The sequence below is a fragment of the Enterococcus hermanniensis genome (genome assembly GCF_001885945.1).
GTDB lineage: Bacteria > Bacillota > Bacilli > Lactobacillales > Enterococcaceae > Enterococcus_A > Enterococcus_A hermanniensis.
Genome location: NZ_JXKQ01000022.1, coordinates 1 through 13,931, shown reverse-complemented (window position 1 = coordinate 13,931; position 13,931 = coordinate 1). Strand labels below are relative to the sequence as shown.

The window sequence follows — 13,931 nt, the reverse complement described above, 5'->3', positions numbered from 1 at the left end:
CATTTTTTTGTGACCCTTGACACCTGCGCCTGCATTTGCTGAATAATACAATGGATCATAGACTAAGAATTTCCCGTTATTGTACCCAGCGATCACTTTTGCATGATTTCTATTCTTATCGGAATTCTTCTGGTACGAAGAAAAGCCATAATATAGAACGGGTTGACCATTCAACACACGATTAATAATTTGTACGGTATTTGATCCTGAAATATCTACTGTATTTCCGCCATAGGTTTTACCATATGCTGCTAACGCATTCGGTTTGATCACCCAACCGAAGCCAGCGCCAGTATACACATTTCCTTTTTGGCCATTCGGATTACTTGGATACATTGGCAAGCGGTCTTGCATCGTTCTTAGGTTTGGTCGGATATTCTTTGATCCAAGGATCATTGCTAACGAAGCAGACGCACATCCCCAAGGCGCCTTCACAGGTGTGTATTGGCTAACATAAGGAACACTATTGATGATGTTCGTTGATTTAGCAGGAACCGCGCCACCAGTGACAGACCAAGAAACGCCTTCGTACCGCCACCCACGTCTGACCAAATCACTTTTTTCAGATTCTAACAACGTATAATGATGGCTGCCAGCGTCTCGTGCATTTGGATTGAACACGCGATAAACTTTTTGGCCGCCGTTTGGTACTTTCCAAGCGACACCTTCATAGCGCCAGCCGGCACGTTTGATTTTGTCGATTTCCTTCGAATCTTTGGTATAAAAATGCTCGCCTGAGTTCGGGTTATAGGCACGGTACAGATTACTACCGCTGCCATCAATTTGCATACTAATGCCTTCATAGACCCATCCTAATGACATTAGATTGTCTTTTTCGCCACCGTTTAACGTGTGTAAGTGTTATCCTGAATTCGGATTGTACACGCGGTAAACAGGTTTTAGACTTGCTGCTGCATACGCTTCGACAGGAAGTGACGCGCTGCGTGCATCTTCTTAGGCAATCTCACCAGTTTCTGGATTGGGAGCCATAACCTCTTGTTCAGGTACCGCCCTTACAGCAGGATTGAGATTGGTCACATCTGGAGTTTCGGGTTGTTCAGCTTTCGGCTGGTCGCTTTCTGACTGGCTTGATTGCGTTTGACTTTCTTCGGTTCTATTTTTTCGAGTTTCGCTTGTTTCAGTCGTACTGGTTTCTGATTGGACTGTTTGAGACGATTGTTCAAGGACATTTTCCGCCTGAACAATTCCTCCCAGCCCTAAGGGAACCGTTAACAAACCAACAACTAATAATTTCCAACACTTCTTTTTCATATTTTCCCTCTTTCCTAATACCATGACCTTACTGATCGTTATTTCAAAAAAATCTTTTTATTCAATTTGTTACTTTCTTCTAGCTTTGAAGTAGAAACTACCGATCACGCTAGAAGCTATCACTCCTAAGAAAGTACACATCAAGGACTCTCTGAAGCATTCACCTGTCTGAAAAGTAATATAAGATAATAAACCACATAACCCTGTAAGAATTAAAACTTTTCTCAGGTCGTTTCTTAATTCAGATACACTCAAATTATTTAGGTTTTCATTTTCCGAATGTTTCTTTAATCTCGTATGCATGACTAACAACTTCCTCCGATACATTACAAGTAAAAATTTTCACTTTTGATCTTTCACTTATTCTAACCGTTGCCCTTCAGTAAGCGACGCTTACTTTCCTTCATAAAAATCATTTAGGGTAATAAGTCCTTATAAAAACTTTATTGTGCAGTTCAATGCTAGATACGACCTTATGAATGTATTCATCTGATTCATACTGTTCATTAACAATGTTCAGCGCTTTATATGAACTATTAGCCAATACATTGGAAACGGCAATTTGCTTCCATCCATTGGTTGTCTTCGTTGATTCTCTCGTCTCAATGATGTATAGTTTCATGCTCAATCACTCTTCCTAAGATAAAAAAGATCAAAAACTCCTAACATTAAGCTTAAAGAAAGCGGATAGCAATTGATAGGCCCATACCTTGAACGGTGAATAATTCAATACAAATGGTCATTATGCTCACTCATTTCTATATTAATTATCCTCTTTATTTGTAATCGTTAATGTTTATTATTACTTCTTATTTTGTCTTCTATATTCATGATTATTTCCAATCCAACCTCTTTATCTTGTCTATAATTTTTCGTTAGAATATAGTGATAACTAATATATGAGACAAATATTGCTTGCGTTAATGCTGTTGTTCCGTTATTTTGAACCACCTTAATGCCTCTATTTACTAACCAATTGTTGAAGTCCTTAAAAGTAAAACTCTTACCAAAGTGATTGCTGCAATACTGATCTATTAGCCTTGTGTACCCTCTGCTATCTGTTTTGATTGTTTTAACAGATACCTCGTCTTTGGGATTAACCATTAATACCCTTTTATCATTTAGTAATTCATTATTCGATTGGACAATACTTTCTTGTTTCATTCTTTCCCTCCTTGAAGTTTTACGCTTGCTAGCTAAGTTGATAATTCATCTAAGTTTTTCAATATTTTTTCCTCTACTAAATCAATTTTATATCCAAGTAACTGAACTATCTCTACAAACTCCCTATCTCAGCCTTCGGACATCAAAAACTGTTTACGATTTTTGTCGATAATTCGCTCATTTTCTCTATAATCTCTTGTCTCTTAATTTAATCTCTAGTTTGCTGATACAATCGGTAGTAACCTCGTAAATAGAGTAATGGATGACCCTACGTGGATCCAACTAGACTTTTCATTGCTAAATCTCCTTTCCTCCGTTAGCGGACGCATCCTCTCTGAACGTTAAAATTCCACCTCAAAACTGTGTTAGACTGAAGATGTACGAAAACAGCCTCATGAAACATTTCTCTGAGAACAAATCCATACAAAAACTAAAATTGAAATGGAGTTGGAATTATGAAATTAGGTTTTATAAAGTCAAATTTTCCAAATGAGCGTCGCGTCCCTTTGTTACCTGAACATATCAAGCAATTCGCCAATTCAATTTATATCGAGAATGGTTTTGGTGACTCGCTAAGTATCCCTGATGATAATTATCGAAAAGCAGGTTGCACTATTTTAACCCGTTCTGAAATTTTTGCCTCTTGTGAGGGAATCTTCTCTCTCAAACTCCTCCAACCATCTGATTACGACTTGATTCGTCAAAATCAGATGATTATTGGTTGGACTCATCCACTGGGATCAGGTAAAGAATTTATGGAGACTCAAGCAATTCCTAAAAATCTCTATATTCTTGATATCGATAATCAAAGACCCATGATGTACTATCAGGAAAATGCTTATCCTACACAGTTGATTCCTAGAAACTTCGTTTATCAAAACAGCTTCTATGCTGGTTATGCCGGAGTATTACATGCTCTCTTGAGTTTTGGCTTATTACCAAATAGAAATTGTGAGATTGCTATTTTAGGGTCCGGAAATGCAGCTCAAGGTGCTTTCCATGCGATCTCAAAAATTTCTTCTTCTGTCCGACTTTTTTATCGAAAAACACTTCCGCAATTCAAACAACAACTTTCTAAATACTCGATTATCATTAACGGCATTGAAGTGGGCGATTCGGGTAAGCCCATTATGACTATTGCAGAGCAAGGGCAATTAAAAACGGGGGCCTTTATTATTGATATAGCAGCGGACGCTGGAAATGCAATTGAAGGAAATCAGACAACGACCGTGCCTGATCCGATCTATCAAAAAAATGGTATTTATTACTATACTTTACCTAACACGCCTACCTTCGCTTACCGAAATGTCAGCCAAATCCTAAGCGAACAATTTAGTAAGTACATTTTCAAAAATGATATTTCAGCCTTCATTGATGAAATTGAAGACAAATAGTAATGTTGAACAATAGTTCAACTCCACTGGCAATATTTTTCAAATCTTATTTCAGATATTATTGCTAGGTTGAGTAGCCGACTCATCTGATGTTCGTTAGAACATTTATAAACTTCTCAAAAATATACGTGTTATACTAATGCAGAGCTAAAGAAACAGTCGAAGTACATCATTTTAGCTCTAAGCCAGTTGCGGAAACAGCTGGTTTTGTTCGTCAATCATGGTCGTTGTTACGTTTTACTTACGTTGTTCCTAGTATCCACATTAGAGGTCTTTTTGATGTTATGGTTATTGAATACCACGAGGATGTGAAAACAATGATTAACTTTTATCCTGTACACGTTTATGTTTCTAATTATCGAATGTACTCTTCCCTAGAAAAAGCCCATTTCAATAATTCTAAATCCAAAAATATTACAAGTATATTTGCCGTTTTGAATTTGAAGGAAATCAAATCAATGAAAATGAATCTGTTTATCTACGACATTGATATCAATAGTTTTGATACAATGAAAAGCGCTGTGAATAATTGTAAAAAAATTATGAATAAATAGGTCCTGTCTTTTACACTGAGTTAACTGCTCAGTGTTTTTTCTTCAATAAACTGAGTTAGTTGGTTTATTAAAACTATCTTTTTACCCCTTAAAAAAATTGCTTGTGGTAAAAATAATTCGCAGAAGGTGAGTATCTATGTCCATTGAATTAGAACGTTCTCTTGAATTAAGAAAGTTGCACTTAGAAAAAGAAGAGCAAGAGTGTAATCATGAGTATGAAAAAGAGTTTTTTAACGATATTCCCACTCGAGATTATGCTTGTAAAAAATGTGGTAAATCTATTTCTAAATCCTTTTACATTGGACTAATGAAGATTAAAAATCACTAGATTAGTTTAATGCTTCTCCTTTATTGACGTGGGTTACCGGATAATTTCAGATAGTTCTATTCAATTATGTTACACTCAACAGAAGAGGTGATTTTTATGTTAAGAACACAAATTGATGTTGTTTCTTTAATGAAATCAGTTTCATTGCGCGTAGCTGATTCTTTCGACAGCGCTTCTGTTATTGCAGAATTTAAAACTCCTGAAGAATTACTAGCATATTCAGAACAAAATTTTGATTTCTTTTCTGAGGAATTTCTAAAGTCCTTCCGTAAAAATTTTCAAGACGCTTATGTCACTGAGATAATCAAACAATTAAAAGAACAAAGTGTGTCCTTTAATTAGACTCTAAAGCAGAGTCTTTTTTATTTATGCAACTTATGCCTTGATTCCCGTCGTTACTGGAGCTATTCTTCTGCCTCTTCCAAGTCTCGTTTCATGAACCATAATGATTCACCATTCGCAAATTCAAGTCTGAAAGCAATTAGGACTCCAACTTCCACATCTACACAAGTTCCAATTGAACCCTTCGGAACAACACTCGAATAAATTGTCCGATATTTTTTATTGATCATTTTCTTACCATCACTTTCTCATCCAGATGATGAACGATACTTATTGCATTAGAGTAGGCAATAGCTCTATTTTCATATACTTGCCACATGTCAAATCCAACAAGACATTTTTCTTGTGCTTCGATTGCTTCGTCATATTTCTTCTGTAGCTCTGCTAAAACTTCTTGTTTGTTCATGAAAGCCTCCTGTATCTCCTCCGATTACTTACTTTTCCATATTCACAAAAACTGATTGTTCAGTGTGCGCTTCTAACCATTCAATTAAATCTTCTGTTCTGGATAAATCCTCATCACTGCCGTAATACAAGCCACCAATAATTTCAGCTAATGTAGTGGCGCTAATTTTAACAAATTTGTCTTCCATTTTAATTTCCTCTTTTCTCCAAAATAGCCCCTTCATAGGCTGTATCCTCCGTTAACTTACTAATTCATAATCTCTTGCTTCCCGTATTGACCAAGCAGGAACAGATTTACTCCCGTAGTCTTCCCATTCGAGCCACCAACATGCACATGGTTCGTGGTCTTCATTTTGACCCACACGATATCTAACAAATGCATCTTCAACAACACATGGCACATCTTTATCAAGACCAAACATTTCTTTACGCCATGCTTCGATTGCTTCCTCTTTGGTATATTTTTGTTTGCTGAATCCACCCTAATTATTCCAATCGCCGTAGAATATTTCTGAATCAAATTTGCTCTTGCCTTTAATCATCACAGTCATCCTTTCCTCTGCTAATGTTCCAATCAAAGCATTTACTTTTGAAATACTTTTGATGTTGGTTTAAAAGCTTGATATGAAGCTATATTCTCCCTTTGAAATACTTTTGATTTCCGCCATTACTGTACGTTTTCTGCTTTTGCTCGTTCTTGTGCGTAGGGAAGAAATTCATCTATCGTTGTTCCTTCTTCCTTGCAAATCTTTGCAAGCTTCTTAGGATCAATGCCTTGCTCACGCTTAAAATCTTTCTCTACATTTGTGTACCAAGCTAAAGCCTCGTCTCTTCGATTCCAAACATTCTCAAAAATTTTATCCATTTACTTTTCCTCCGTGATAGCCACATACTTATGAACTTTTTCAGACAGGTATTTCTCCGTTCACTTATTTTGTTCTCCTATGACATCTTTCCAAAACTTTGACACTAAATCATCAAATCGTTCAATCAGATATACTTCCGTATCGTTTTCTAAAAGCCAATCAATTTCTATTTCCCAAGCTGCTCCTTTTTTTCGCTGCATTAAAGATGTGCCCTTGGAAATCTTGTGGAATAGCTATGAAACACTCCTTGGCATCAACAACAATCGCTGTAAAAACTGTTTCATCTAAACCGCAATTATGTTCATAGGAAACAACTCTGATAATGTCTCATGACTTAAATTGTTCACTCTTCGTTAACAACTGCTGCATCATTCGATTTCCTCCTTCAATTAAAAATCCGTAATTTCTAATTGTAAATTTTTCTCAGACTTCAGCTGAACATAAATCTTGTCAATTTATTTGTGATCTCATAAGAGCACTTTCAATAATCTTTGCGGAAACATAGGACAGAATCGTACAAAAAGCAGAAACTATATAACCCGTGCCGACAAAATACAAACCAATAGTTAAAATAGCGCTAAATACTGATAAAAACTTTGCGTTTCTCAAATCTTTTCTTAACTCCCTCATAGAAACACGATTGATCATTTGAACGACTTCATGTCTTTCCGAAGGCTTTTTGTATGATGTATGCATTTTCTATCAACTCCTCTACAACTTCACATGGATAAATTTTTTTCTTTGAATTATTATTCTGTTGATCTACTAACCAATCAAGCTTTTCGCTCGTTTCTTTTTTGAAGACAAATTTCCTTCGCGGATTCTTAGTAGGCAAGGTGGGCCCTCCTTCACTATAGGGTGGCCCCTACTTTTTCTTCTTCATACGAGGTAACACTAATTCGCCACGATTGATATTCACGTCATCAGTGACGTAGCAGCGATAGCTGCCGTCAGCTGCTAAAACAACCTGCTTAATAGGGATTTCTGTTTGCTTTTTGTACTTTGTAACTAAAACAATCCTCTCTAAGTTATAAATGGATTGACCGTCTAGTACTTTATTTTCAAATAGTGACAAGCTCATGTTTGGCATGACTTTGATTGCTACCATGATATTCTTTTTATCCCAAATAGGATCGACTGTTTTTCCGATTGGAAGTGTGATCGTTTTTCTTTCTCGCATTGGTATGCTCCCTTCTTTGTATCCTGGATACATAGTGTCTAGTTAAACGTTTATTGTTTACTAAATAATTGTGTATTCGTAGAACAAAAAGCTTTCGCAGATTTTTACAACCGGAGAAATCTAACTCCTATTGAGGCCGGATATTCGCTCAGTATCGATCATACGTCTTCGCAAATCCTCAAATGTTTGGTGGCTCACCATTTCTTTTGAATGGTTACTCCAAATCCCTTAGTAGCCATGCTGATTAATTTGGAGGGGGTTCTACATCCCGAACTTCATCTATTCAGTTTTGGTTCCGAAAACCCTCGTCATCAGTGCTTTCGGATAATGTGTTAGAAAGATAATTGCTAGTGGTTATCTAGCAAACAATAAACGTTTAACCTTGATTCTTTGATTCTGTTAAGAAATCATTCATTTTTCGCTGTAATAATATTCTAGCATTTGCTTTGCATACTCCGTATCTTCAATCCGCTGGATCATTTGATAAAAATACAACGCACGATTGTTCCCAGAGCCATTCTCTACTGAAAGCCACTTATTTTTTCTAGTCGTTCGTAGCCTTGTACCTGGACATGCTCTCTCAGCGATCACTTGATTCTTTTGATCAAAGATGAACCGGATCTTGGGAAAGATCTCCTCGACGCTCACACGATCTACCTGAACAGGTACTTTCCGTCCATGCTCAAACAAGTAGCAATACTTCACCGCAAATCCTTCTTCCAAAAACCAAATTTGATTATTCAATAATTTTATTTTTGTACTTACTGCTTCTAAATCTTTTGCTCGTACCTCAATCCCAATCGCACCCATAGGACACCTCCAAAAATTTTTTAATAAGAATCAGCTCTTGTCTCAAACAAAAAAAAAAGGGATACGTAGTCTACACTACGTATCCCTTACTCGACTCATGGGGTGCATTTATCCAACATTCGCATTTAAAAAATATCAATAGAAGTCCTATTACTCGAAAATTCGTTCCCTTTTGGGTGAAATATTCTAACAATACTATTCTAACTTTGATATAATGACGAATGTCTGGAGAAATCCATGACAGCCGAGGGTTAACGTAGTAAGGTATGCACTTACTACCTCTTCTGATCGCTGACGGAGCCTGATAAACTCCCGAGATCAGTTGAGCCTTTGGTTATTTTTTTCAAACAATATAGCATCCTGCTTGATAGGCAAGAACTAATTCGCTTTCAGTTTAAGCCTTTCATTCCTGTTAAGTCAAGAAGTAGTTCTAAAAAAGAATCATTCTAACAACCTCTCAAGTATAAATTACTTAGCCAAGTATACTAATTCTCTGTTTTTTTTATCCCCTTTCTTTCTGTTCTCTTATTCGATACTTCACATGATCAATTCCTACATAAAACGGCATATTCATCCAATCAACTAGCAAGTCAACGTTATTTATATTTAACCTCGTAACTATATTAAGCACAATAAGAATTTTGAAAAAATAAATTGTCAGAATAGTTGCGAATCAGAATATTTTTACATAGACAAATAATCAAAATAGCTTTCAAATGAGATAGACGTCTTAATCTCACAGATAATTATAACAGAGTTCTAACCGAAAGTGAACACATGTTCGTTTTTGTTTTTTTACCTTTTAGGATTGAAAAACACCCGTTCATGATATTTTTGGAATATCCACGCAAAATGTGCTAAAATCCCGCCTCTCAAAAAAGAGTTATCAGATTCAATTTCACGCCTAATCTTTTCGTTTTCGAATCACAAAATCGTGGACTTCTCGATTGAACTCTTTATCTGCTCCGTCCCTGGCTTTTCCTTTTTTAACAGATTCAGACTGTCTGTTCTCCTTTGGCATGGTTGGCGATTTTGTTTTCTTGACTTCTTTATGCTCCTTGACTACATCTGCGTATTTCATTTTCTTATAGCCCTTTTCCGTCTTTTTATACAACCAACTCACGGGTCTTCGTCTTGTATTCATGAATCGCTGTTTCTGTGACGCATTCTCAATAATCCGCTGAACTAAAACATATAATTTCTCTTTCCGGCCGTCCTTCGTATGCAATATGATAGGCACAATATCCCCTTTAGAGATCTTGTCATTGATCTTCTCTGAAGACTTGAACTTTAAGTTTTTGTCAGTCCGTTTGAATTTCTTATCAACCAATTCAACAATAATTCCTGTATAAACAACCTTTTCAAAAGCTGACCTTTTTTGCTGCTCGATGGCTTTTTCACCTGACTTTATGGCCGGATCTTCATCAAATATTTTCGTCAAGACCCCAGTGTATGCAGCTTCTTCTTCAGGCGTTCGATCATCGATTACTTCGAGAACGTAAACAAGCTGTCCATCTGAAGAAAAAGCGAGCGTTCCAGGCTTCAAATCCTCAGCAATCTTCTGTTGATCCACTCTAAAATAATATTCTGTATTTCTTAATTTAACGGCTCCATTGATCTTTCTGTCTTCAAGAACAACGTGTACAGTTTTTGCTAACACTAAAATCACTCCCCCATAAACTATTTTTAAACCACTCTGTCTCAACCCTACCCTAGCGATCGCCAGCAGTAAAGCTTAATCAAAAAGTCTAGATATGTTCACAACGACGAAAAAGTACACGGAACGTCCTTGGGCTAAGGCCCAGCTAAAATTAGTAACCCCTGGTAACTTAGGACAGTCCAAATAGTTGCTAAGGCAACCAGCGCTAAGGCGCATACTCAAACGTGCAAAAATCCGAGGACACGTATCATAGATATAATGTATAGGCAGTTTGCGGGTTTAACTTTTAGCCTGATTCTAAACTGATTAGTTCGATTTCTGTGTAAGCTTTTTTAGCTGGTAACAACTGATAAAATACCTTTTGAACTAACGTACCTGGCACAAGGAAAGCCTCTCTAATCGCCTCAAAATAAGCCTCACGTACTTCTTTCTTCGTTAAGATGATCGTTCTCATAAGAGCCTTGACTGAAGCGATCATAATTCCGCCGCCGCGGCCACGAGTCACACGATAAAATACCTGGTTCTTTTCCTTCAGCGTTTTAAGCGCTGCGTCGAAAGATCGTTCTGGTACTCCGATTTCTTCGCGGATCTCTTTCTTTGTAGAATAGACAAACGGTTTATACGTATAACTTTGGCTCGACAAATAGGCAAGGATATCTTGTTGCCACTCTTTTGAATGAGATTTCACACGTTCCTTACGATCCTTTTTGAATTTATACCAGCCTTTTGGTTGTGAAAACAACTGATCATCAGTCAAACTCGAATCAATCCAGGTATGGCAGATTTCCCTAATATAGTCTTTTGATGCTGCTTCGTATTTTGATGAATACGCGCTCTTAATAATCCGTTTGATCTCAGACTCTTTGAGTGGATTTTTTAAACGATCATTCAGCATGATCATGTTGTATTCGCATGTTTCAATTGGTGACTTTGAAGCGTAGTAAGCCAAAGAAAGGGTAAAAATAGCGTTGTTTCGACCTAGTACACCCTTTGAGCCGATTAATTTTTCGGAGTTCATCAATAGATCCACCCACTTTTCATCTAGCTGGCGGATCTCATTTTTTTGATGGGGAAACGGAATGACTTCCGCTTTGTTATCTTCAGCTTGAGTCATTGACCAATTCAACCACTCTTGAAACGAATAAGAGTACGACTCTTCGAAAAAGAGAACATTGTCATTTCGCGGAATTCTAGCGATTCCAAAATGATTACACCCTACATCGATGCCTGGAAGGTCTTTCGCTAATTCTTTGCGGATATTTTCAGAGATACGTTTTGCAACGTTGATCACTTTAAAATTACTCTTTTTAGTCACGTACGCAGCGTCACGTAAAACGAAATAAACCTGATATCCTTTTGGAGTATCTAAAATCATCGTTGGCAACAAGCCCAAACGATCATACGCCGCAAGAACGATTTCACCGTGATTAAATTTTTCGCCGGTAATATCAATATCAACAACAAAAGTGTTGATTTGACGCAGATTATTTTCATTGTGTCCTTTGACGAATTGACGGTCGCTGTTGGTGTACGTGCCATAACTGAAGACGTTTGGCGTCCAATGAGTGAACTGATCCTCGTTTTCACTCAAGCCCTCTTCTGAAGTAATCACAACACCTCGCCCCTGGATCATGAGATCCTTCGATCGATAACCGAAAATCGCGCCTTTATTACCTTCAGACGAACCTACAGGTTTGAGTTTGCTGTTTTTATATTTATATTTACGTAATCCATCCTTCAAAACCACTGCATATACACTAGTTAAATTCATTTGACACACCTCCAGACACAAAAAATAGAGAACACTAAATAATAGTGTTCTCCAAATTCAAATTAAAGACCTAAAAAGGGCATTGAAGCACACTTAAATAAGCCTTCTACTATTGATTTTTTTCAAAAAATGAGCTAGAATAAATTGACTAATTTAAACAGCAAAAGTGACTACCAATCACTTTCTTTTTGAAAAAAGAGAAGAACACATTAAGACGATTTTCATGAAGTGAACGCCAATTCGCTTTATGATTCGTCTTCTTTTATTTTCAAAAAAGATTGTACCCCATAATCCCCTTTGATAATACCCCTGAAATATTTCTCGTATCCAAGTATACAAATATACAGATATACGAATATACATAAATAAATTAATTTGAATAGTATAATATACAAATATACAAATAGTACTGTAGAGCAATATACAAATAGTGTTATCCCTTTAAACCTTTTAGCTAGTTGTCCTAATTAATCAACTTTTCCGATCTACTTGTTAATGTATACAAATATGCAAATAGTATAATATGCAAATAGTGCTTTAGTAAGATATACAAAAATGCAAGTATGCAAATAGTAGAATATACAAGTATACAAATAGTAATAATTCGCAAATATTTATTGTAGTAAGATATTATCTATGTTATAGTATTTTTGTAGTAAATAATGTTAGACATCGAAATGAGAAAGGTTGTATCAGTTTGGTAAAAAAAATAGTATTTGGAAATTTCAAAGGCGGCGTTGGTAAGACCACAAACTCAGTAATGTTTTCATATGAATTGGCAAAAGAAGGTTACAAAGTACTACTTTGTGATTTAGATCCCCAAGCAAATTCAACTCAATTATTAAATAGGACTTACAGAAGACAGCATGGAGAACCATTAGACATCGATAAAACAATGATGGTTGCTATTCAAGAAAATGACCTAGAACCATCAGTAGTAGAAATTATGGACAACTTGTTTTTGTTACCATCAAACAAAGACTTTGTCGATTACCCAGATTATCTTGAATTGACTTTTCCACCTGATGTACCAGACTACAAGGAAACTAGAATTGCTCATTTTTCAAATTTACTAAGCGAAATTGAGGATCAATATGACCTCATAATTATTGATTGTCCTCCAACAATATCAATATACACAAATTCGGCTATATATAGTTCTGACCTAATTGTTGTTGTCTTACAAACTCAACAACGTTCTCTAGATGGGGCGCTAGCCTTTTGGGAATACGCTCAGACATTTTATAATAAATATGAAAATGTAGATTTCGGAATCGCTGGTATTCTTCCAGTATTAATGAAAAATGATTCCGGCGTAGATAACCAAATTATTAAGGATTCGATTGAAATTTTCGGAACAAAAAACGTCTTTTCAAATATTGTTAAGCATAGAGATCGTCTAAAACGATACGATAGAGAAGGGATTGCTGATCCCGATATTACGGACACTTGGGATTATCATGATAAACGTATACATGAACTTTACAGTGCAATAGCCAATGAGTTTATTGAGAGAATCGAGGTCGAAGACTAATATGGAATTTGAAAGAGATCCTAATAGAAAGAGAAAAACTAAAGAAATCAAAGAAACACCACTTTCTGAACCCAAGTCAACTTTTAACTTAGACGAGTTTTCTAAACAAAAGAAGACCACTGTCCAGAACGAAATCAAAGATGAGTCTTCTCAATCAAAAACAGTTGGCCGGCCAAGAAAAAATAAAGTGTATAGTACAATACGACTTCAAAAGTATAATGTTAATAGAATTAATGCTTTACAAAACACACTAGAATTTGAAACACAAGACGATTTAGTTGCCTCTCTTTTAGATCGACTTGAAAATCAAATCGAACCAGAACAAAGAACCATGTTCGAAATGTATATGAAGACCTATGAATCACGTGATAGGAAGAAAAAGCAAAAATAGCTAAATTTGTATATTTTACTACTTATATTCAAATAGTAAAATATACAAATAGTACGGTATACACAAATTTATAATTAGAATCATACTATTGTTGCATACTTCTCCAAAATATTTTATACTCTTGCTACACTTCGTACTGAAGTACATCAGAAAAATGCCAGCTCCCAGTGAAAACCAGGTGCTGGCATTTTTCTATATTTATTCTCTTGATAGAAGAAGTCTAATTGTTAGGTAAATCGGTTCTGTTGCAAAGTTAAAAA

19 protein-coding genes and 1 pseudogene are annotated in these 13,931 nt (G+C 36.1%); 5 read left to right on the top strand and 15 right to left on the bottom strand.

Translation table 11 applies throughout. The features are described 5' to 3' along the window. The 4 genes and pseudogenes from RV04_RS13705 to RV04_RS12555 all read right to left on the bottom strand — a co-directional run. The coding region (locus tag RV04_RS13705; protein ID WP_425429345.1) for a C39 family peptidase at nucleotides 1-471 on the bottom strand (471 nt) is incomplete at its 3' end. Nucleotides 472-519: 48 nt separating this feature from the next. After that, nucleotides 520-849, bottom strand: a pseudogene (locus RV04_RS13700) (C39 family peptidase); the annotation flags it as partial. Between the two features lie 105 nt (nucleotides 850-954). Beyond that, nucleotides 955-1,272, bottom strand: coding sequence for a hypothetical protein (locus tag RV04_RS13600; protein WP_245791099.1), 318 nt, complete (start codon nucleotides 1,270-1,272; stop codon nucleotides 955-957). A gap of 789 nt (nucleotides 1,273-2,061) precedes the next feature. Next, nucleotides 2,062-2,436, bottom strand: coding sequence for a hypothetical protein (locus RV04_RS12555; RefSeq protein WP_071858799.1), 375 nt, complete (start codon nucleotides 2,434-2,436; stop codon nucleotides 2,062-2,064). 455 nt (nucleotides 2,437-2,891) lie between these two features. Between RV04_RS12555 and RV04_RS12550 the strand changes: the two genes are divergently transcribed. The 3 genes from RV04_RS12550 to RV04_RS12535 all read left to right on the top strand — a co-directional run bounded on the left by RV04_RS12550 (nucleotide 2,892) and on the right by RV04_RS12535 (nucleotide 5,054). Then, nucleotides 2,892-3,830 (top strand): Rossmann-fold NAD(P)-binding domain-containing protein, encoded by a 939-nt coding sequence (locus RV04_RS12550; protein ID WP_071858798.1) that lies wholly within the window; start codon nucleotides 2,892-2,894, stop codon nucleotides 3,828-3,830. A 690-nt stretch (nucleotides 3,831-4,520) separates the two neighbouring features. Next, nucleotides 4,521-4,712, top strand: a complete 192-nt coding sequence (locus tag RV04_RS12540) for a hypothetical protein (RefSeq protein WP_071858797.1) — start codon at nucleotides 4,521-4,523, stop codon at nucleotides 4,710-4,712. Between the two features lie 96 nt (nucleotides 4,713-4,808). Next, nucleotides 4,809-5,054, top strand: coding sequence for a toxin-antitoxin system, toxin component (locus RV04_RS12535; RefSeq protein ID WP_071858796.1), 246 nt, complete (start codon nucleotides 4,809-4,811; stop codon nucleotides 5,052-5,054). A gap of 62 nt (nucleotides 5,055-5,116) precedes the next feature. Here the strand turns inward: RV04_RS12535 and RV04_RS13320 are convergent, their stop codons facing one another. The 11 genes from RV04_RS13320 to RV04_RS12490 form a co-directional block, all read right to left on the bottom strand. After that, nucleotides 5,117-5,284: a hypothetical protein gene (locus tag RV04_RS13320; protein WP_169818215.1), complete on the bottom strand. Its 168-nt coding sequence runs from the start codon at nucleotides 5,282-5,284 to the stop codon at nucleotides 5,117-5,119. Continuing rightward, entirely contained in the window at nucleotides 5,281-5,460 is a 180-nt protein-coding gene (locus RV04_RS12530) for a hypothetical protein (RefSeq protein ID WP_071858795.1), read from the bottom strand. The genes RV04_RS13320 and RV04_RS12530 overlap by 4 nt, the downstream gene beginning before the upstream one ends. 28 nt (nucleotides 5,461-5,488) lie before the next feature. Next, complete coding sequence (locus tag RV04_RS12525) at nucleotides 5,489-5,683, bottom strand: hypothetical protein (RefSeq protein ID WP_071858794.1); 195 nt, start codon at nucleotides 5,681-5,683, stop codon at nucleotides 5,489-5,491. A 23-nt stretch (nucleotides 5,684-5,706) separates the two neighbouring features. After that, entirely contained in the window at nucleotides 5,707-5,853 is a 147-nt protein-coding gene (locus tag RV04_RS13655) for a hypothetical protein (RefSeq protein WP_169818214.1), read from the bottom strand. A gap of 273 nt (nucleotides 5,854-6,126) precedes the next feature. Continuing rightward, the gene (locus RV04_RS12515) at nucleotides 6,127-6,324 is read right to left on the bottom strand and encodes a hypothetical protein (RefSeq protein ID WP_071858793.1); all 198 of its coding nucleotides are present in this window, start codon (nucleotides 6,322-6,324) and stop codon (nucleotides 6,127-6,129) included. A 60-nt stretch (nucleotides 6,325-6,384) separates the two neighbouring features. Continuing rightward, entirely contained in the window at nucleotides 6,385-6,525 is a 141-nt protein-coding gene (locus RV04_RS13590; RefSeq protein WP_245791098.1) for a hypothetical protein, read from the bottom strand. A gap of 458 nt (nucleotides 6,526-6,983) precedes the next feature. Continuing rightward, on the bottom strand, nucleotides 6,984-7,160 hold the full coding sequence (locus RV04_RS13310; RefSeq protein WP_169818213.1) for a hypothetical protein: 177 nt from the start codon (nucleotides 7,158-7,160) through the stop codon (nucleotides 6,984-6,986). A gap of 30 nt (nucleotides 7,161-7,190) precedes the next feature. Further along, a complete protein-coding gene (locus RV04_RS13585) occupies nucleotides 7,191-7,505 on the bottom strand; it encodes a hypothetical protein (RefSeq protein WP_245791097.1) in 315 nt (104 codons plus the stop codon). 411 nt (nucleotides 7,506-7,916) lie between these two features. Continuing rightward, nucleotides 7,917-8,315 (bottom strand): hypothetical protein, encoded by a 399-nt coding sequence (locus RV04_RS12500; RefSeq protein WP_211271203.1) that lies wholly within the window; start codon nucleotides 8,313-8,315, stop codon nucleotides 7,917-7,919. 904 nt (nucleotides 8,316-9,219) lie between these two features. Continuing rightward, entirely contained in the window at nucleotides 9,220-9,975 is a 756-nt protein-coding gene (locus tag RV04_RS12495) for a hypothetical protein (RefSeq protein ID WP_071858792.1), read from the bottom strand. 286 nt (nucleotides 9,976-10,261) lie between these two features. Beyond that, a complete protein-coding gene (locus RV04_RS12490; RefSeq protein ID WP_071858791.1) occupies nucleotides 10,262-11,746 on the bottom strand; it encodes a primase C-terminal domain-containing protein in 1,485 nt (494 codons plus the stop codon). Nucleotides 11,747-12,443: 697 nt separating this feature from the next. Between RV04_RS12490 and RV04_RS12485 the strand changes: the two genes are divergently transcribed. Then, nucleotides 12,444-13,280, top strand: coding sequence for a ParA family protein (locus RV04_RS12485; RefSeq protein WP_071858790.1), 837 nt, complete (start codon nucleotides 12,444-12,446; stop codon nucleotides 13,278-13,280). A gap of 1 nt (nucleotide 13,281) precedes the next feature. Continuing rightward, entirely contained in the window at nucleotides 13,282-13,671 is a 390-nt protein-coding gene (locus tag RV04_RS12480) for a DUF5388 domain-containing protein (protein WP_071858789.1), read from the top strand. The last annotated feature ends 260 nt before the right edge of the window (nucleotides 13,672-13,931 follow it).